The sequence below is a fragment of the Burkholderiales bacterium genome, from assembly GCA_035518095.1.
Taxonomy (GTDB): domain Bacteria; phylum Pseudomonadota; class Gammaproteobacteria; order Burkholderiales; family JAHFRG01; genus JAHFRG01.
In genome coordinates this window covers 77,573-95,211 of the sequence record DATIXX010000035.1, presented here as the reverse complement: position 1 = coordinate 95,211, position 17,639 = coordinate 77,573, and the positions used below count along the sequence as shown (strand labels likewise).

At 57.4% G+C, this 17,639-nt stretch carries 15 protein-coding genes; 13 read left to right on the top strand and 2 right to left on the bottom strand.

The window, feature by feature from the left end; all coding sequences use genetic code 11:
* Positions 1–16 precede the first annotated feature (16 nt).
* The 13 genes from VLV32_06670 (at position 17) to VLV32_06610 (ending at position 13,976) form a co-directional block, all read left to right on the top strand.
* The gene (locus tag VLV32_06670) at positions 17–766 is read left to right on the top strand and encodes a F0F1 ATP synthase subunit delta (GenBank protein ID HUL41569.1); all 750 of its coding nucleotides are present in this window, start codon (positions 17–19) and stop codon (positions 764–766) included.
* Entirely contained in the window at positions 756–2,243 is a 1,488-nt protein-coding gene (locus VLV32_06665) for a F0F1 ATP synthase subunit alpha (protein HUL41568.1), read from the top strand. The genes VLV32_06670 and VLV32_06665 overlap by 11 nt, the downstream gene beginning before the upstream one ends.
* Positions 2,240–3,067 (top strand): FoF1 ATP synthase subunit gamma, encoded by an 828-nt coding sequence (locus VLV32_06660; GenBank protein ID HUL41567.1) that lies wholly within the window; start codon positions 2,240–2,242, stop codon positions 3,065–3,067. The genes VLV32_06665 and VLV32_06660 overlap by 4 nt, the downstream gene beginning before the upstream one ends.
* Before the next feature lie 293 nt (positions 3,068–3,360).
* Positions 3,361–5,427 (top strand): amylo-alpha-1,6-glucosidase, encoded by a 2,067-nt coding sequence (locus tag VLV32_06655; protein HUL41566.1) that lies wholly within the window; start codon positions 3,361–3,363, stop codon positions 5,425–5,427.
* A gap of 50 nt (positions 5,428–5,477) precedes the next feature.
* Positions 5,478–8,210 (top strand): glucosidase, encoded by a 2,733-nt coding sequence (locus VLV32_06650; protein HUL41565.1) that lies wholly within the window; start codon positions 5,478–5,480, stop codon positions 8,208–8,210.
* Between the two features lie 229 nt (positions 8,211–8,439).
* Complete coding sequence (locus tag VLV32_06645; protein HUL41564.1) at positions 8,440–8,883, top strand: universal stress protein; 444 nt, start codon at positions 8,440–8,442, stop codon at positions 8,881–8,883.
* 322 nt (positions 8,884–9,205) lie between these two features.
* Positions 9,206–10,522 (top strand): MFS transporter, encoded by a 1,317-nt coding sequence (locus VLV32_06640; protein ID HUL41563.1) that lies wholly within the window; start codon positions 9,206–9,208, stop codon positions 10,520–10,522.
* A 131-nt stretch (positions 10,523–10,653) separates the two neighbouring features.
* Positions 10,654–11,112 carry a CBS domain-containing protein gene (locus tag VLV32_06635; protein HUL41562.1) on the top strand — a complete coding sequence of 153 codons (459 nt, stop codon included), beginning with the start codon at positions 10,654–10,656 and terminating at the stop codon, positions 11,110–11,112.
* The gene (locus tag VLV32_06630) at positions 11,105–11,488 is read left to right on the top strand and encodes an HPF/RaiA family ribosome-associated protein (GenBank protein HUL41561.1); all 384 of its coding nucleotides are present in this window, start codon (positions 11,105–11,107) and stop codon (positions 11,486–11,488) included. Before VLV32_06635 ends, VLV32_06630 begins: the two co-directional genes overlap by 8 nt.
* Positions 11,489–11,506: 18 nt before the next feature.
* Positions 11,507–12,004: a BCAM0308 family protein gene (locus VLV32_06625; GenBank protein HUL41560.1), complete on the top strand. Its 498-nt coding sequence runs from the start codon at positions 11,507–11,509 to the stop codon at positions 12,002–12,004.
* 94 nt (positions 12,005–12,098) lie between these two features.
* Positions 12,099–12,266, top strand: a complete 168-nt coding sequence (locus tag VLV32_06620) for a hypothetical protein (GenBank protein HUL41559.1) — start codon at positions 12,099–12,101, stop codon at positions 12,264–12,266.
* Between the two features lie 76 nt (positions 12,267–12,342).
* On the top strand, positions 12,343–12,837 hold the full coding sequence (locus VLV32_06615) for a universal stress protein (GenBank protein HUL41558.1): 495 nt from the start codon (positions 12,343–12,345) through the stop codon (positions 12,835–12,837).
* 152 nt (positions 12,838–12,989) lie between these two features.
* On the top strand, positions 12,990–13,976 hold the full coding sequence (locus VLV32_06610) for a ribose-phosphate pyrophosphokinase (protein ID HUL41557.1): 987 nt from the start codon (positions 12,990–12,992) through the stop codon (positions 13,974–13,976).
* Between the two features lie 45 nt (positions 13,977–14,021).
* Here the strand turns inward: VLV32_06610 and VLV32_06605 are convergent, their stop codons facing one another.
* Positions 14,022–15,059: a hypothetical protein gene (locus tag VLV32_06605; GenBank protein HUL41556.1), complete on the bottom strand. Its 1,038-nt coding sequence runs from the start codon at positions 15,057–15,059 to the stop codon at positions 14,022–14,024.
* A gap of 19 nt (positions 15,060–15,078) precedes the next feature.
* Complete coding sequence (locus VLV32_06600) at positions 15,079–17,637, bottom strand: cation-translocating P-type ATPase (GenBank protein ID HUL41555.1); 2,559 nt, start codon at positions 17,635–17,637, stop codon at positions 15,079–15,081.
* Positions 17,638–17,639 lie beyond the last annotated feature (2 nt).

Here is a 17,639-nt window from a genome sequence, read left to right as displayed (position 1 = left end):
GATTAAGGGCGTAATTGTGAACTTCGACTGGCCCACGTTTTTTCTCGAGCTTGTCAACTTCCTTGTCCTTTTATGGATATTGAAGCGGCTTTTCTTTCGCCCGGTGCTGGACATGATCGCCAAGCGCCGCGCGGCTATCGAGAAAACTCTCACCGACGCGCATGCTATCGAAGCGCGGGCGGAAGAAACCAAGTCGAAATATGAGAGCCGCATGGCGGACTGGGAGGCGGAGCGCAACGCGGCGCGGGCCAAACTGTTGGACGAAATCGCGTCTGAAAAGCAACGCCGGATGGAGCGGCTCGAGCAGGCGATTAATCTGGAGCGCGAAAAAAACCGCGTTTCGGAAGCACGGCGGCTGGAAGAACAGGCACGCGCCGCGGAAATACGGGCGATTGCGCAAGCCGCCGGATTTGCGACCCACCTGCTCGAACGACTAGCAGGACCTGAGCTCGATTCCCGCATCGTTGAGCTACTTGTGGAAGATTTGAAGCGCCTATCTGATGAGCAAAAGCAGGCGCTGCGGGAGGCGGCCCACAAACCGGATGCGCAACTCGAGATGAGCAGCGCGCGCGAGCTGGCGGAAGCAGCGCGCGAGCAGTTGACGCAGGCGATAAATGAAGCGCTTGGAATATTGCCTCCGGTTGCAAAGCATATCGACCCAAGTCTCCTTTCAGGGGTGCGCGTTACGCTCGGTCCCTGGATACTGCAAGCAACCCTGGTGGATGAACTTGCGTTTTTCCGCGATGGAGCGCGCCGTGGCGCCTGATACATCATCCACCTTCGAATCGCCGCTTGCGCTCCAGGAACAGGCAATTACGCGCTACCGCTTCGGCCTCCGCGTCTTTGAGCGCGGCGAGTTAAACTCGGTCGGCGACGGCATCGCCTGGATCAAAGGACTGCCGTCGGCGCGCATCGAAGAGTTGCTTACTTTCGAAGACGGCAGTGACGCCGTCGTGTTTTGCCTCCTGCCTGACGTGATCGGCGCCATCATGTTGCGGCAGACCAACTCGGTCAAGGCAGGCACGGGGGTGCTGTTATCCGGGCGAAACCTTGATGTCGGCGTCGGCGATCCCCTGCTGGGTCGGGTGATCGATCCGCTGGGTCGGCCGCTCGACGGCCAGCGCGACCCCGTTTGCGTTGCGCGGCGCGCTCTGGACGTCAAATCGCCCAGAATCGTGGAGCGCGATTTCGTGACGCGCCCGCTTTACACAGGCAGCAAGATCGTCGACACCATGTTGCCGATCGGCAAAGGGCAGCGGCAACTGATCATAGGGGACAACGGCACCGGCAAAAGCGCGCTCGCCCTCGACGCAGTGGTGCATCAGCGCGGTCGCAACGTGCGTTGCGTATATGTGTTGATCGGTCAAAAACGCTCGACAGTTGTGCAGACCGTCAATATTCTGCGGCGCAACCGCGCGCTCGACTATTCGACAGTGGTTGTTGCAGAAGCGACCGCCACGCCAGGGCTTAAATACCTCGCGCCGTTCGCAGGCTGCGCCATAGCGGAGGAATGGACCCATAGCGGGCATGACACGCTGATTGTGTACGATGATTTGACCACGCATGCGCGCAGCTACCGTGAACTTTCGCTGCTGCTGCGGCGGGCGCCGGGCCGCGAGGCATTTCCAGGAGATATCTTTTACCTGCACGCGCGCCTTCTTGAACGCTCGATAGCGCTTGCCGCAAGTCGCGGGGGCGGCTCGATGACCGCGCTGCCGATCGTGGAGACGGAAGAGGGCGAGATCGCGGCCTATATCCCCACCAACCTGATTTCGATCACCGACGGACAGATTTATCTTGACCCCGGCCTGTTCGCACGCGGCGTGCGACCCGCGATTGACATCACTCGCTCGGTTTCACGCATCGGCGGCAAAGCGCAGACCGATGCCATCAAGCGCGAAGCCGGCCGGATGAAACTGGATTACCTGCAGTTCCTGGAGCTGGAAGTCTTCACGCGCTTCGGCGCCAAACTTGAAGCATCGATGCAGGAGCGCATCGCGCGCGGACAACTGTTGCGCGAAATTCTCAAGCAACAGCGGCTCGATCCCTTGCCCATCGAATATCATCTCGCCTGGCTGGTCGCTTTCAACGAGGGCATGCTGAACGGACTGCAAAAAGACACGCTGGAAAACGCGCTGCAAAATTTGCGCCGCGGCGTGGATCAGTCGGCATTGACGCTTAACGCGGAGCGTAGACAATGGGTCGACGCCGTGCGTGCGTGGCTGAGCGGAGACCCCGTTTGACCAAACGGCGCGAAATTCTTAGCCGCATATCTTCGCTTGGCGAGATAGAGGAAATTCTGCGCGCGATGAAGTCGCTGGCACTCGTGGAGACAAGGCGCATAAGCACATTTATCGAAGCGCAGCGCTCGGCCGTGCAAGTCATTGAAACCGCGTTAGCGGATTTCACCGCCTTTTATCGTCCCGATGTGTCATCCGTGGTCCCGCAGCGTGATGTGCTGTGCGTAATTGGAGCCGAACGCGGATTCTGCGGCGATTTTAACGCGCGCCTGGTCAGCGCCATCGAGGCCACTGTCAACGGCTCATCGCTGCCGCTGGAAATGATTATGATCGGTAATCGGCTTGCGCAAACTTGGGGTGAAAGAACTCCGGCGCCGCGCGTCATCGAGGGCGCGAGCGTGGCGGATGAAGTGCCGACGGTACTCAACCGTTTGCTTGATGATTTCAGGTCCTTGCTGGACGACGGCGATAAAACGCAGTCGGTCGGGTTCACCGTGCTGCTTTATCGGGAACGGAGTATCGAGTCACGCCGCCTGCTGCCGGTTCCCGAATTGCCGCAACCACCCCGGCTGCAGGCTTATCCGCCTTATCTGACATTGCCGCCGCAGCAATTATTATTAGCACTGGCCGACCAGTACTTATACGCCCTGCTGCATGGTATGTATTACGATTCGTTGTTGTTGGAGAACCAGAAGCGTCTCGAGCATATGGACCGCGCGATAAATAAGGTTGAAGAAAAACTCGAAGTTCTCACCAGGCGCCAGAACCAGATGCGTCAGGAAGAGATCACCGAGGACATCGAGGTCATACTTCTCGCGATTGAGTGAAGTGAATGCCCAGTTCCGCAGCCTGACGAGACCGGGATTCGCACATAAATATTTGGGTGTCGCATTCGCCGGGCCGGAACAATAACGCTACACAAGATCCCGACATCGCCATCGGCGCAATTGTGCAAGGGACAACCCTAGCGGCAAAGTGCATAGCAGGGAAAAGTTATACGCTTTGGACGGCAGCGCGTTGCCGCGTTCAGGCCGCGGCAATCCGGCAGTGCCAATTATGCTTGAGCGCCGCGCGTAGCCGGCCATTTGAGTAACAGCGAACGCCGACTCAAGGATTGAGCATGGCTGCTCCAATGTTGAAAACATTCCTGCCCAATTTCATTCGTTTTGGGCGCGAAATTTGCGGAAATCTCGCTGAAGCCGAGCGCCGCGAATGGTGGCTCGGCAACGGACTTGGCGGTTACGCCGCGGGCACCATCGCCGGCACTCTCACGCGCCGTTATCATGGACTGTTGATAGCGCCTGTCAATCCGCCGCTCGGGCGCTATCTGGTGTTCGCCAAAGCCGATGCGACAATGAACGACGGCCGGCGCGATTGGCCGCTCGCCACCAACCGCTGGAGTAGCGGGGCGGTGGAGCCGCAAGGTTTCGTGCACATCGAATCCTTCCATCTCGACGGACGCATGCCGGTTTGGCGCTACGCCATAGGCGAGTATGTGATCGAGCAGCGCATCTGGCTTGAGCCTGGAGCCAACGCGACATACGTAGCCTACCGCCTCGAGCCGAATCCCCTGCCCCCGCAAACACAACTCATGCTTTCGGTCAAGCTCTTGATTAACGCGCGCGATCACCATGTCAACACGCGGCCCGGGCAATTCAGTCCGGTGATCGAGTGCCAAACACAAAGTCTGAAAGTGAGGCATCCCAACTGGTTTACTCTGCATTTCCGCGCCTGCTGCGGGAGTATCGAAAGCCGCCATGACTGGTACGAGAATTTCGATTTGCCCGTTGAGCGCGAACGCGGGCTGCCCGATCGCGACAGCCACTTGTGCGTAGGCGTTGCAACGTTCGAACTGCGCTCTGGGGAATGGGCGGGCTTTGTCGCAAGCCTCAGCGAACAGGCTTCACCTGCTATCGAAGATGCAATGCGCCGCTTTCACTGGCGAGATGCGGAACTGCTCCGGCGTGCCAAGGTACAGGTGCCGGAACTTATCGATGCGCCGCAATGGGTGGATCAGATGGCACTCGCGGCCAATACGTTTATTTTTGCGCGGCCGCTACCGGACTTTCCTGATGGGCAGTCGGTCATTGCTGGCTATCCGTGGTTTGGTGACTGGGGGCGCGATACCATGATCGCGCTGCCGGGCATAACGCTGGCCACGGGCCAATTCGACTGTGCGCGCAACATTCTGCAAACGTTCGCGCACTTTATAGTACGCGGCATGCTGCCCAACGTTTTTCCCAATGCGGGGGACACTCCGGAATACAATACAGTAGACGCCGCTTTATGGTATATCGAGGCTTGGCGCGCCTATATCGCCGCCACGCGCGACGCATTGGCGCTGCGCGCGGTTTTCCCGGTACTGCAGGAAATCATCCGCTGCTATCGCGACGGCACGCGCTACGAAATTGGCATGGATGCAGATGCGCTGTTGCGCGCAGGCGAACCGGGGGTACAACTCACTTGGATGGACGCCAAAGTGGGCGACCGGGTTGTGACGCCGCGCATCGGCAAGCCGGTGGAAATCAACGCGCTGTGGTATAACGCACTCCAATCCATGGCCCAATTCGCCACCGACCTCAAACAGCCTGCGCAAATTTATCAGGAACTGGCGGCGCGCACGCGGTATGGTTTCTCGCGATTCATCAATCGCGAAAACGGCGGGCTTTACGACGTGCTTGACGGACCGCAGGGAACCGATAGCACGGTACGCCCGAATCAGATCTTTGCGGTGAGTCTGCCGTACAGCCCGCTGCATAAAGACACGCAAATCGGCGTCGTTCGGCTTTGCGGCAGGGAATTGCTTAGTTCTTATGGACTGCGTTCGCTCTCTCCCTCGCACCCGGATTTTCACCCCTATTACGTCGGTGGCGTGATGGTGCGCGACGGGGGTTACCATCAAGGGCCGGTGTGGGCGTGGCTGCTGGGTCATTATGTTTTGGCTGAATACCGCGTGCACGGCGACGCAAAGGCGGCACAGCGGCGGCTCGAGCCGCTTGAGGATCATCTATTGGATGCGGCGCTTGGCAATATCAGCGAAATTTTCGACGGCGCGCCGCCGCATACGCCGCGCGGCGCTCCGTGCCAGGCATGGTCTGTCGGCTGCGTACTGGAAACCTGGCTGCAGCTTGAGCGGGCGAAAAAACCGCGAACTGCGACCGGAAACACGCCGTTGGCGGTTAAATAAAGCCGCCGAGAATAAAGTAATCCGCGAAACGGATTGCCATGGATCAGGAGATGAACGCATCGAATGTTGCTTTAAATGAAGAGCGTCAACGGCTGAACGCCCAGCATGAAGGGCGCGAAAACTGGCGACTGTGGGGTCCTTATCTGGCGGAACGCGCCTGGGGGACCGTGCGCGAGGATTACAGCCCGGGCGGCACCGCATGGGAATATTTGGATCACGATCAATCTCGTTCGCGCGTTTACCGCTGGAGCGAAGACGGCATGGGCGGCATCTGTGACGAGCAGCAACGATTGTGTTTTGCGCTTGCCTTATGGAACGGGCGCGATCCGATTCTCAAGGAGCGCGCGTTTGGGCTTACCGGTAATCAGGGCAACCACGGCGAGGACGTAAAGGAATATTACTTCTATTTGGATGCGACGCCCTCACATAGCTACATGCGTTACCTCTATAAGTATCCGCAGGCGGAATATCCGTACCGCCGGCTGGTCGAGGAGAACGCGCGCCGCTCGCGCCAGGACCCGCCATTTAACTTGCTGGACACAGGTGTGTTCCGCGACAACCGCTACTGGGACGTGGAAGTGCGCTATGCAAAAGCAAGCCCGGATGAGATTCATATTCGCATTATCTTCGCAAACCGTGGCCCGGAAAGCGCGGCGCTGCACGTGCTGCCGCAACTCTGGTTCCGCAATACCTGGTCGTGGGGCGAGCCGGGCGCGATGCCCGCACTGCGTGAAATAGCGGCGCCCAAAGACGCAATGTGGGCGGTGCAGGCGCACCATGAGGCGTTGGGCGATTATTTTCTATACGGTCGGCATAAAGCGGAGACCCTGTACACCGAAAACGAAAGCAACGCGGAGCGCCTTTGGGGATTGCCGAACCCGACGCCTTATGTCAAGGATGCGTTCCACCGTTGTGTGATCGGCATGGAAAAAACGGCGGTGAATCCTGAAAAACGAGGCACCAAATTCGCCGCGTGGCATGTGCTGAAGGTGGAGCCGGGCCAGTCAGCGAGAATAGGGCTCACGCTTGCGGCGCGCATGCTGGATTCACCGTTCGCCAGGCGGGAAATAATCTTCTCGCAGCGCGAGTCGGAAGCAGCAGTGTTCTACGACGAGCTTTTGCCCGAAGCGAGCGCCCAGGACCACAATATCCTGCGTCAGGCACTGGCGGGAATGATCTGGAGCAAGCAGTTCTTTCATTACGACGTGGCACGCTGGCTCGACGGCGATGCGCTGCGACCGCCGGAAAGCCGCAAAGGAGGACGCAACCGCAGCTGGCGTCATCTCAGGGCGGCGCATGTCATATCGATGCCCGACAAATGGGAATACCCGTGGTTCGCCGCCTGGGACCTCGCGTTTCATACTGCCGCGCTGGCGCTGGTGGACGTGGATTTCGCCAAGGACCAGATCGAGCTTTTACTAAAAGAATATTATCTGCACCCCAACGGCCAAATTCCAGCCTATGAGTGGGCATTCGGCGATGTCAACCCGCCGGTGCTGGCGATGGCTGCGCTGAAAGTGTTCCGCGCGGAGCGGGTGCAACGCGGCGAAGGTGATTTGCGTTTCCTGCAACGGGTTACCCATAAGCTGCTTATGAATTACACGTGGTGGCTGAACCGCAAGGATTCCGACGGTCACAATGTTTTTGAAGGCGGTTTTCTTGGTCTGGACAACATCTCAGTCTATGACCGCTCGCAGCCGCTGCCGCCAGGTTACGCGCTCAAGCAGGCCGACGCGACCGGTTGGATGGCGATGTTCGCTCTAAACATGACTCTGCTGGCGCTGGAGCTCACCGCAGAACAATCAGACTATGAGGACGTGGCGATTCAGTGCTATGAGCAGTTCCTGGCGATGGCGAACGCCATTGCCGGCCATGCCGGAAGCCGCATTTCGCTGTGGGACGATAAGGATGGCTTTTTCAAGGACCAAGTGGTTACGCCGGACGGCATGTGGCGCCCCATCGACGTGTTTTCCTGGGTAGGAATTATTCCGCTTTTTGCCTGCGAAGTCGTGGACAAGCGGCTGCTCGATAAGGCCCCGCGCTTTGAGAAGATTCTGGGAAAACATTACCGCGGCCACTACGACGGCCACAAAGTAAGTTCTTGCCCTGTTGCGACGAATGCACGCGGCGAGCATTTGTTGGCGCTGGTCAATACTGAGTGGTTGCCGCGAATCTTAATGCGCCTACTCTCCGAACACGAGTTCCTTTCGCGCTACGGCATCCGCAGCGTCTCGCGCATTCACGCCAAGCGCCGCGACCTCGGCGTGCTTCCCGGCATCGGCCAAGCGCTTATCGAATACGTGCCCGGGGAGTCCAACAGCGGCCTTTTCGGCGGAAATTCCAATTGGCGCGGCCCGATCTGGATGCCAACCAATTACACTTTGATCCAGGCGATTGAGAAATTCCACCGCTATCTCGGCGACAGCTTCAAGGTGCCGGTACCCTGCGTTAGCAACCAAGAGATGACGCTAAAAGAAATCGCCAACCTGATTTCCGAACGCCTGGTTGACATGTTTCGACGCGATGAAAACGGACGGGTTCCGGCTTTGCCCCCGGATAGCCCGTTCCAGCATGATCCGCACTGGAAAGATCTGCTGCTGTTCAACGAGTACTTCCACGGCGAGACCGGATTAGGCTTGGGCGCGATGCACCAGACCGGCTGGACCGGATTGGTGGCCAATCTGGTTCAGCGCCGTTACCGTTCCGATATCCCTGCATTCTGGAAGAAGCGGTCGCTGCAGAAAAAAAGGGGAACATTGTCGCCTAGCGATGGCGTGCAATGATTCGCTGCATGTGCTGCAACAAGGCGACCCTATATATTTGGTAAATGCCACAAGCGGATGCCCGTGTTTTTTCCGTAATGCACAACGGCGTTTGGGCTGAGCCTATGATAATATTTCTTCAAGCGCAGCTTCGGTTCCCCCGGTTTTGTGCGCGGGGAGCGCAAATATCGCAGACTGACAAGGATTCGCCAAGACCGTAGTAAATTACAATTCTTCATGGGGAAATCCAATGTACAAAAGAATACTACTGCCTTTCGACAGCAGCAGCACGGCGGCACACGCTTTAGCAGAGTCGATCAAGCTTGCTTCCGAAATGAAGTCAAAATTGCGCATTGTTCACGTGGTGAATGTCGGCCTGCCAAGCGATGATGACCTGGAAGGCATTATCGATGTCGAAGAACTTTCAAAAAAACTGCACCATTTGGGCCAAACCTTGCTGGACAAGGCTGCCGATACGGCCCGCAAGTCTGGCGTGGAACCGGAAACAGGATTGCTCGATGCAAAAAAAGGCCGCGTCGCGGCCGTGCTTGGAGAAGAGGCAGCTAAGTGGCACGCGGACCTGGTGGTTATGGGAACGCATGGGAGAGTCGGTTTCGAGTATCTTTTGATGGGAAGCGTGGCGGAGGAATTTATTCGCATCGCCAATGCGCCTATCCTGATTGTCCGGGGATAGTTCAGCCGGTGCTTCACGCCATCATCGAGGTAACTGCAATTCCTCTAAGTCGACAGCGGGGCGGATACATCTTTTGCAACTAAGGTGGGAATTACAATTAATCTGGTTGACAGCAAAACACGGATCGACTCGGTGCAACGCTAAACGAGTGACGTAAAAGTAAACACACGCTCGCACATACCCTTGCGGAAAAACTGCTCACACCGCAACCCGGATATTGATTCCAGAATGTAGGCGATCGAATGATTCCGCGTCATGCAAATTATCCAGTATTGAAATCAAGCTGCGCGCTCGCACGCTTAAATCCTTAAGGAGAAGGCGATTGGAGCCCACAAATCGCTCGCGCTTTCCTGAATTCGAGGGGCTTGGACTGAGCGAGCAGCAAATGCTTGCCTATGACCGCTACCGCTTCTGGCGTATTACGGTCATGGCCGCGGCATGGTACAGCTTTTATTATCTGGGACGCCTTGACTGGAGCTTTTGCATCCCCTGGATCATCAGCGACCTGAATATCACCAAGTTCAACGCCGGACTCGGCGCAAGCACGATCCTTTGGGCCTATGCATTGGGCGTGTTTCTCAGCGGACGGTTGGCCGACAAATACGGCGCTCGCATCATGGATACCATCGGCGGAATCGGGACGACCGTCATGAATATCGTGATCGCCGGCTTATCCAATCTTAATTTCATCTTGGGCGCGCTTTTTGTGAACGGTTTCATTCAGGGGCAGGCTTACGCATCGACCAACGGCATGATCAGTCAGTGGTATCCGAAATCCAAGCGCGGCTTTGCAACGGGACTCTACGCGGCGTCGACCGGAGTTTCAACGCTGGTGGTTTGGCTTATTACCGGTTATTTCGTAACACATTACGGCTGGCGCGCTGCTTTTGCGTATCCGGTTTTGTTATTCACGTTGCCAATAACGATAGTCATGTTTTTGGTCGTGCGCAGCAGGCCCCAGGACGCCAATTTTCCTCCCTACCAAGAGACGCTGACCGATTCGATCTCCGCCAAAGCGGAGCATTACACGCCTGAGGAAACTCGCGGAGTCAAGGCGTGGAAAATTCTCTTCTCGAACTGGAAATTTATGCTGTATGCGGCGGCATCCATGCTGATGCACGTGGGACGCTACGGGCTTCTCACCTGGATTCCCCTTTATTACGCCGAAACATCGGGCGTCCCCCTCTCGAATATACCCGCTGCGACTGTAGCGCTGCCTCTTGGAATAATGTTGGGGCCGCTTGCCGCGGGATGGATAGCCGACAGATTCTTCCGTGCCAAGCGCTTTCAGGTGCTAAATATCTACATGGGGTGTTTCATCGCGATTATGCTTGCGATGGCGCATTTTGGCATCAGGGAGATCGGTCTCCACGGCTCTTTCGCGCTGCTGGTGCTCGGCGGCTTTTTCGCGCTGGGCGCGATCGGTGATTTGTTTGCTGCAGCATGCGATTTCGGCGGGCGCAGGATGGCCGCGACTGCGGTTGGCGTCGTCGACCTGTTTAACTATATTGGGGCTGGGTTGCAAGGGATTGTGATCGGCGGGCTTTTACAATTAACCGGTAACTGGCCCGCTGTCTTTTATACCTTGTCGATCGCGACGGCATTGGGCTTGATACTCGTCAATATTGTGAGAGAATAAAAAGCTACCGAGGACCGCTTGTTGCGTAATGTCCACCCGCTACCTCATGATGCTTATACCGTTTTGATTTAGATCAAAGCGGCATGCTGCGGGTGCGAGCATAATGAATTTGGTTTTTAGAGGGAGATATCATGGCAATTGGAGAAATCTGCAGCCGGGAGGTGGTGTTCGCGCGCAGGGACACCACTATAAAGGCAGCCGCAAGTTTAATGCGCGAGTCGCACATTGGAAGCCTGGTGATTGTAGACGAACCCAACGGGAAACGTATTCCGGCGGGAATTCTGACGGATCGGGATATCGTGGTCGCGGTCGTGGCGCTTGGGCTTAACCCGGATGCGATTCAGGTGGGGGACGTGATGGGCCAAGAACTTTTGGCAGTGCGCGAGGATGCCGGAGTGGCGGAAACAGCGGAGCTCATGCGGCTGAAAGGCGTACGGCGCCTGCCGGTAACCGACGACGCAGGCGCGCTTGTCGGCGTCGTTGCGGCCGATGATCTCCTGATTCTGCTCGCTGAGGAACTGTCCGCGCTCGCGACCATGGTTGCGCGCGAGCACAAACGGGAGCAAGAAACGAGACGAATCAGTGTCTGAGTTACGGACCGTGCAAACACCATTGCAAATCGTCTTTCACGGGATCAGTCACTCGGATGCGCTCGAGACGCATATCCGAGAAAAAGCCCAGAAGCTGGATTCATTTCATCCGCAGGTGCTGCGCTGCCACGTCACAGTGGAACAGCCTCACAAGCATAAACATCAAGGCAATCGCTTCAATGTGAGGATTGATTTAAATGTGCCCGGCGACACGATAGCTGTCAATCGCGATGCCCACGAGGATGTCTATGTCGCGTTGCGCGACGCTTTTGACGCTGCGTGCCGCCAGTTGGAAGACAGCAGTCGGCGCACGCGCGGCGCGGTGAAACACCATAGAGAACCGCAACGCAGCGGAAGCGAGACCGATTCAAAATAGCCGGCAAAAAGAGTTGCCATGAGCAGAAAAGAACCTAGAGCCCATCGCCACCATCATCTCGATCGCCAGATTGAGGAAGTCGTGCACGACCCGTATCAGGCGCGCGCCAAGCCGCCAGAGCCGTCGGCGTGCCCCAGCTGCGGTATCGTGTTCCATCAAGGCCGCTGGCAGAGATTGCCACGTCCCACTGACGCGCGGGATTATGTCTGTCCAGCATGCCACAGAACGCGCGATCACTTCCCCGCGGGTTACGTCACCCTGAGTGGCGAAGCGATGACCAGTCGCCGCGAGGAACTGATGCGCCTTGTTCGGCACGAGGAAACTAAGGAAAAATCGGACCACCCGCTGCACCGGATTATGGAAATAGAAGACCAGCCGGATAAGATCGTAATTACAACCACGGACGTGCATCTTCCGCGCCGTATCGGCGAAGCGGTGCGCCGTGCATACCGCGGCGACCTTGATGTGAAGTACAGCCCGGACGAGTACACGGTGCGCGTCAACTGGACGGGGTAAATTTATACCTGGAGCCGGTGGCTTATCAGCGCAAAAGGAGATACCTGTGTCCAAACCGACTCTTCGCTGACTTAACACCGCCGACGGACTGCACATGATCAGGAACCGGAAAAAAAGACGCGCGCTAGCTGCGGCATTGTTGGTGTTAGGCGCGGTGCTGATGTGGCTCGCGCCGGAGGTATGGTGGGGCTTAGTGCTGTTCGCTGTCGCAATCGCGCTTGAGCTGGTTGGTATCAGGTTGGAACACGCCCGCGGACGATAGCCCAACCTCTAGGCTGAGCAAGGCACGCAAGCGTTGAAATGCCGTGCCGAAAGGCGTAAATCGAAACGAGGTTGTCATGTACAAGCACATTTTATTGCCGACAGACGGCTCGCCATTATCCGAGAGGGCGGTGGAAAGCGGAATTGAATTTGCAAAGGCGATCGGTGCTCGTGTGACCGGTTTGCATGTAACGCCAAGTTTTCGAGCTACGCTTTTGAAAGGCTGGGCGCACGGTGCCTCGAAACCACGCGCGCGGCTGAAAGCCATGTTTAATGAGCATGCCAAGCAATATGTCGCGCAGATTGAACAAACGGCTGCAAGAGCTGGCGTTCGAAGCCAATGCTTTTGCATTGCGGGCGATTCGCCTTACGCGGACATCATCAAAACCGCGAGGAATAAGGGCTGCGATCTTATTTACATGGCGTCGCACGGCAAAAAAGGCGTTTCCGCTGTCGTGCTTGGCAGCGAAACTGTCAAGGTGATCACCCACAGCCCCGTCCCGGTACTGGTTCACCGCGAGGCAAGCCTCGTCAAAGGCGCATCGCCATCTGCGAAAGGCGGTGCCCGTTAGCTTTTGCAGCGAATCAAGAATAGTAACGAAGTTGCGAAGGTTAACGAAAAACAGGCAGTGAAGAACATCGACCCGGGGTCGCGGTCAGGAAATTGTAATTTGAGGCGTAGAGGGGGTTGGCCTTATGCCTTTATGTGAAACAGGGATCGGACATGGGCCTGGATAGCGCTTGCTTGTTTGCGCTTAATGCGAGCCATGATTTTGGCGCATCGATCAGCCGGCATCTCGGTATTTCCCTCACCGCGCACGAGGAACGGGAATTTGTGGACGGCGAGCATAAATCGCGAGCGCTGGCAAACGTTCGCGGCAAGGACGTGTTCGTCATTCAGTCGCTCTACCGAGACCGCCAGCAAAGCGTTAATGACAAGCTTTGCCGGTTATTGTTTTTTCTTGGCGCCGTCAAAGACGCGTCCGCGTCACGTGTAACCGCAGTAGTACCGTACCTTTGTTACGCTCGCAAAGACTGGAAGTCTCAGCCGCGCGATCCGGTAACGACACGCTACGTTGCCGGCATGTTTGAAGCCGTCGGCGCAGATCGCGTCTTGACCATGGATGTTCATAACATTTCCGCCTACCAGAACGCGTTCCGCTGCCGCACCGATCATTTGGAAGCCGCACAACTGTTTGTCGAGCACTTTGCGAAGCTGTTGGCCGCGGACGAAGTTGTGGTGCTTTCGCCGGATGTCGGCGGCGTGAAACGGGCCGAAAGATTCCGCTTGGCGTTAATGCGCCGGCTGGCACGCAATGTCGCCGGCGGTTTCATGGAGAAATACCGGGCGCTGGGCACGGTGAGCGGCGAAACGCTGGTCGCGGAAGTGAAAAACAGCTCGGTGGTGATCATTGACGACCTCATCAGCAGCGGCACGACGATTGCGCGGGCGGCCACCGCGTGCCGTTTGGCCGGCGCAAAACAAGTCTACGCAGCTGCGACGCACGGACTATTTTCCCAGGATGCCAACGCGATTCTGCGCGCTGCCCCGATTGATGCAATCGTAATCACCGACACCGTGCCGCCGCTGTGGCTGGAAGTTCAGTTGGTTCAGGAAAAACTGACTATTTTGGATTCGGCCAAGCTCTTTGCGGATGCCATCGAGAGAATACACACTGGTGGATCGATTGTAGACCTGCTTCAATCGTGATCAGTCATGCTGTGGCGCAATGCGGTCGCAAACGCAACAGGCATGTCAAAAACCCCCGGCATAGTTTCCGGCGCGCGCCAAATATTCCATCGCCAGTTGCGACCATTTCGCGGGGTCGCGGCATATCGGATCGATGAGATGCCAGACGCAAAGCTTGGCGCGCACGCAGGCCCAAAAACTCTTGTAGAAGCTCAGCAATACCGGCGATGGACGATCATGCGTCACATCACTATATACGTCCAAAATGATTTTCCCGACTTGTGGAGCGCCTAAACGTTCGCACTCCTGCGCGAGAAAAGCCAGGTCGGCCGCCGCATCCAGGGTCCGCAGCTCGCGGTTGAACTCCAGACAATCGATAATGACAGGCTCCGGTTCCAGCAGGCATATATGTTCCGGCCGAAGATCGCCGTGGCCTTCTATGATTCTTCCATCGCGAACTCTCTGGTCAAACATGGCCGGGGCCGAGCTTAGCAAATTCAACTGGGCGGCGCACGGTGCTTCGATTAACTCTTTAGGCATGCCAAACACCGGGCGGCTGAGCTCGCCGAGATTGGCGCGGACGTCGCGTTCAAACCCGGACCAGTAATCGATCGCGGCGATGCTCACCGGCGCTGAGGCCTGGTAGAATCTGGCCAGCTTTTCCGCAACCGCACGCGTCTGCCTGTCCTCGATTTGCTTGCCCAGGATAACAATGTCGAGCATGCGGTGGGCGGGCAAACGGCGCATTTTCACCAACCAGTCTACGGCGGGTCCTACGCCGTTCAATTCGAGCTTATCAGCGCGGTCCGCGGTCAATGGGATTGTCGCGATATAGACATCACCCGCCAAACGCCGGTTGAGCCGCACCTCTTCCTCGCAGTAATACTTTCTCGCGGCAACCGTGCTCGAGTCCATGAATGCGGAGCGCACCGGCTTTTTTAATTTGTAGGCGTACTGATTAGTCAGGAAAACCCATGACCGGTGGGTTTCCACGGTTTTTACATCGGATGTCGGTTCCGGATAAACCTGCGCTTGTTTCAAGAAAGCGACTTTCGCCGAAAGCGCGAACTCGGTATCGCGTTTTACTGTGGGAAGCTTTTGCACGCGCGCGCCTCTGCAGATATTAACTGTTTCCGAATCCGCTTATTTCGGGGAAACGCTTGACCAGCTCAAACCACAATATCGCTATAAAGGTTGCCGCAGCGCTTATCATCATCTCGCGCGGGTGCAGCGGGGCGAACCGAAATACGTCGCGCAGCGGCGGGAAGAGCATCACCAGCGCGAGGCCGATAAGTGTTCCGCACACAATCCACCACAACGCCGCATTGGGCGTGCGCAGCACGGTCAACAAAGGGCGTACATGAGAACGGTTGGCGAGGATGAGCCCGAGATTGCCCAAAACTATGGTCGTGAACGCGAGCGCGCGCGCCTCATTGCCCGAGGCACCCGAACCCAGCGAGTAGGCGTAGACCGCGCCAACGATGATCAACAGGCCTACTCCCTGCAGCAAGCTCAACGACAAAGCGAGGCCGCTGAACAGGGGCGCGCGCGGGTCGCGTGGCCGGCGTTGCATCAGATCCTTTTCACCGGGTTCCGCCTCAAATGCAATCGAGCAAGCCGGGTCGATAACGAATTCGAGGAATACAATATGCACCGGGAACAACATTAATGGCCAGCCCAGAAGCAGCGGAAAAAGCGACATGCCGGCGGTGGGCACATGCACGGCCATTATGTAGGTCATCGCATGACGGATGTTATCGTAGATGCGTCGCCCCATGCGCATGGCGCCAACAATAGAGGCGAAATCGTCATCAAGCAGGGTGAGAGAAGCGGCCTCGCGCGCAACATCGGTGCCGCGTGCGCCCATCGCTACGCCGATATGGGCGGCTTTGAGCGCAGGCGCATCGTTTACTCCATCGCCGGTCATGGCCACGATTTCTCCATTCGCTTTAAAAGCGCTAACTATGCGTAATTTCTGTTCCGGCACGACCCGCGCGAAGACGTTGACGTTGCGAATACGCTGCTGCAGCTCCGCATCGCCCATACCGTCGAGCTCCGAGCCGGTGATTATTTGATCGTGCTGCGCAAGGCCGATTTGCCGTGCGATGGCCTGCGCGGTGCCGGGATAATCGCCCGTAATCATCACCACGCGGATGCCCGCACTGTAGCAGTCGGCGAGCGCAGCCGCGACAGTGGGTCGCACCGGGTCGGCGAGTCCTACCAGCCCAACCAATTCAAAGTCGAAGTCGTGCTGTCCGTCAGGCCAGCGCGGGCCATCGAAACGCGCCCGCGCCACACCCAGCACGCGCAAACCTTCGGTCGCCATTTGCTTCACTTTTCCGGCCAGGTCATCGCGCCGGTTTTCAGGCAGGTGGCAAAGATCGGCGATAGCTTCAGGCGCACCCTTGGTGGCCACGATGTAGCCGTGTCCTTCGGGCGTTTTCCATGCGTGCGTGTGGGCAAGCAACTCCGGAGTCAGCGCGTATTCGTGTTTCAGCGCCCAGTCATAATGCAGATGCTCGGTCTGCGAAAGAAAGCGCTGGCCGAGGTCCATCAGCGCTTTCTCCATTGGATCGAAAGGTTCGATTTCGCTTGCCAGGATTCCATATTCCACCAGCTCGTGAAATTGCTCGGGAAGCTCGCCCGCGGGGTCAGGTTGGATATCGAGGAATCCGCCGCCTGCGTATAGCTTGCGCACCTTCATACGATTTAACGTAAGTGTGCCGGTTTTGTCCACGCATAAAACAGTAGTGGAACCCAGCGCTTCGATCGCGGGAATGTTGCGTGTCAGAACCCGTTGATGCGAAATGCGCCAGGCACCTAACGCAAGAAACACGGTGACAACTACCGGGAATTCCTGCGGCAGAAGTGCCATCGCCAGGGTTATGCCTGCGAGCGTGCCAGCCAGCCAGTCGCCGCGGTTAAGTCCGTACAAAATCACTACCGTTGCAGACAGAAGCAACCCGGCAATCGCAAGCTTGCGAACAAAAGTTCCGGTTTTCTGCTGCAGCGGCGTCGATTCCGCGGTTATGGTCTGCAGCACTTTGCCGATCTTGCCGATTTCGGTGGCCGCGCCGGTGGTCAACACCTCGGCTGTTCCCTTGCCCTGCACCAGCAAGGTACCGGAGAAGATGAACGGCAGGTTGTCACCGCCGGGGCGCTGCAGTTGCTGCGTGCCGTCCCAGGGAATTTTGCTGACCGGCACTGATTCTCCTGTCAGCAGCGACTCGTCGACGCGAAGATCGTTGCAGGACAGCAACACCGCGTCCGCCGCGACGCGGTCGCCCTCATTTAAAATAAGAAGATCGCCGCGCACCACTTCGCGGCCGGGAATGCGCTGCTGCGTTCCGTCGCGAACGACGAGCGCGCGCGGGCTCGACAGATCACGCAGTGCTTCGAGCGCGCGCTCAGTCTTGCGCTCCTGGTAGATGGTGATGCCCATGATCATCACTACGAAGGAGAGCAGAATAAGGGCTTCATGCAGGTCGCCAAGAATGCAGTAAATTGCACCCGCGGCACCCAGCAGCAGAAACATGGGTTCCCGCATTACTTGCAAAGCGATGGCAAGCAGTCCGGAGGTCTTGCGGGATGGCAGCTCATTGGGACCGTCGCTCCGCAATCTGAGCGCAGCTTCTGCGCGCTTTAGGCCGGAGGGAATCGCGAATTCCTGTTTCGAGTCCATTT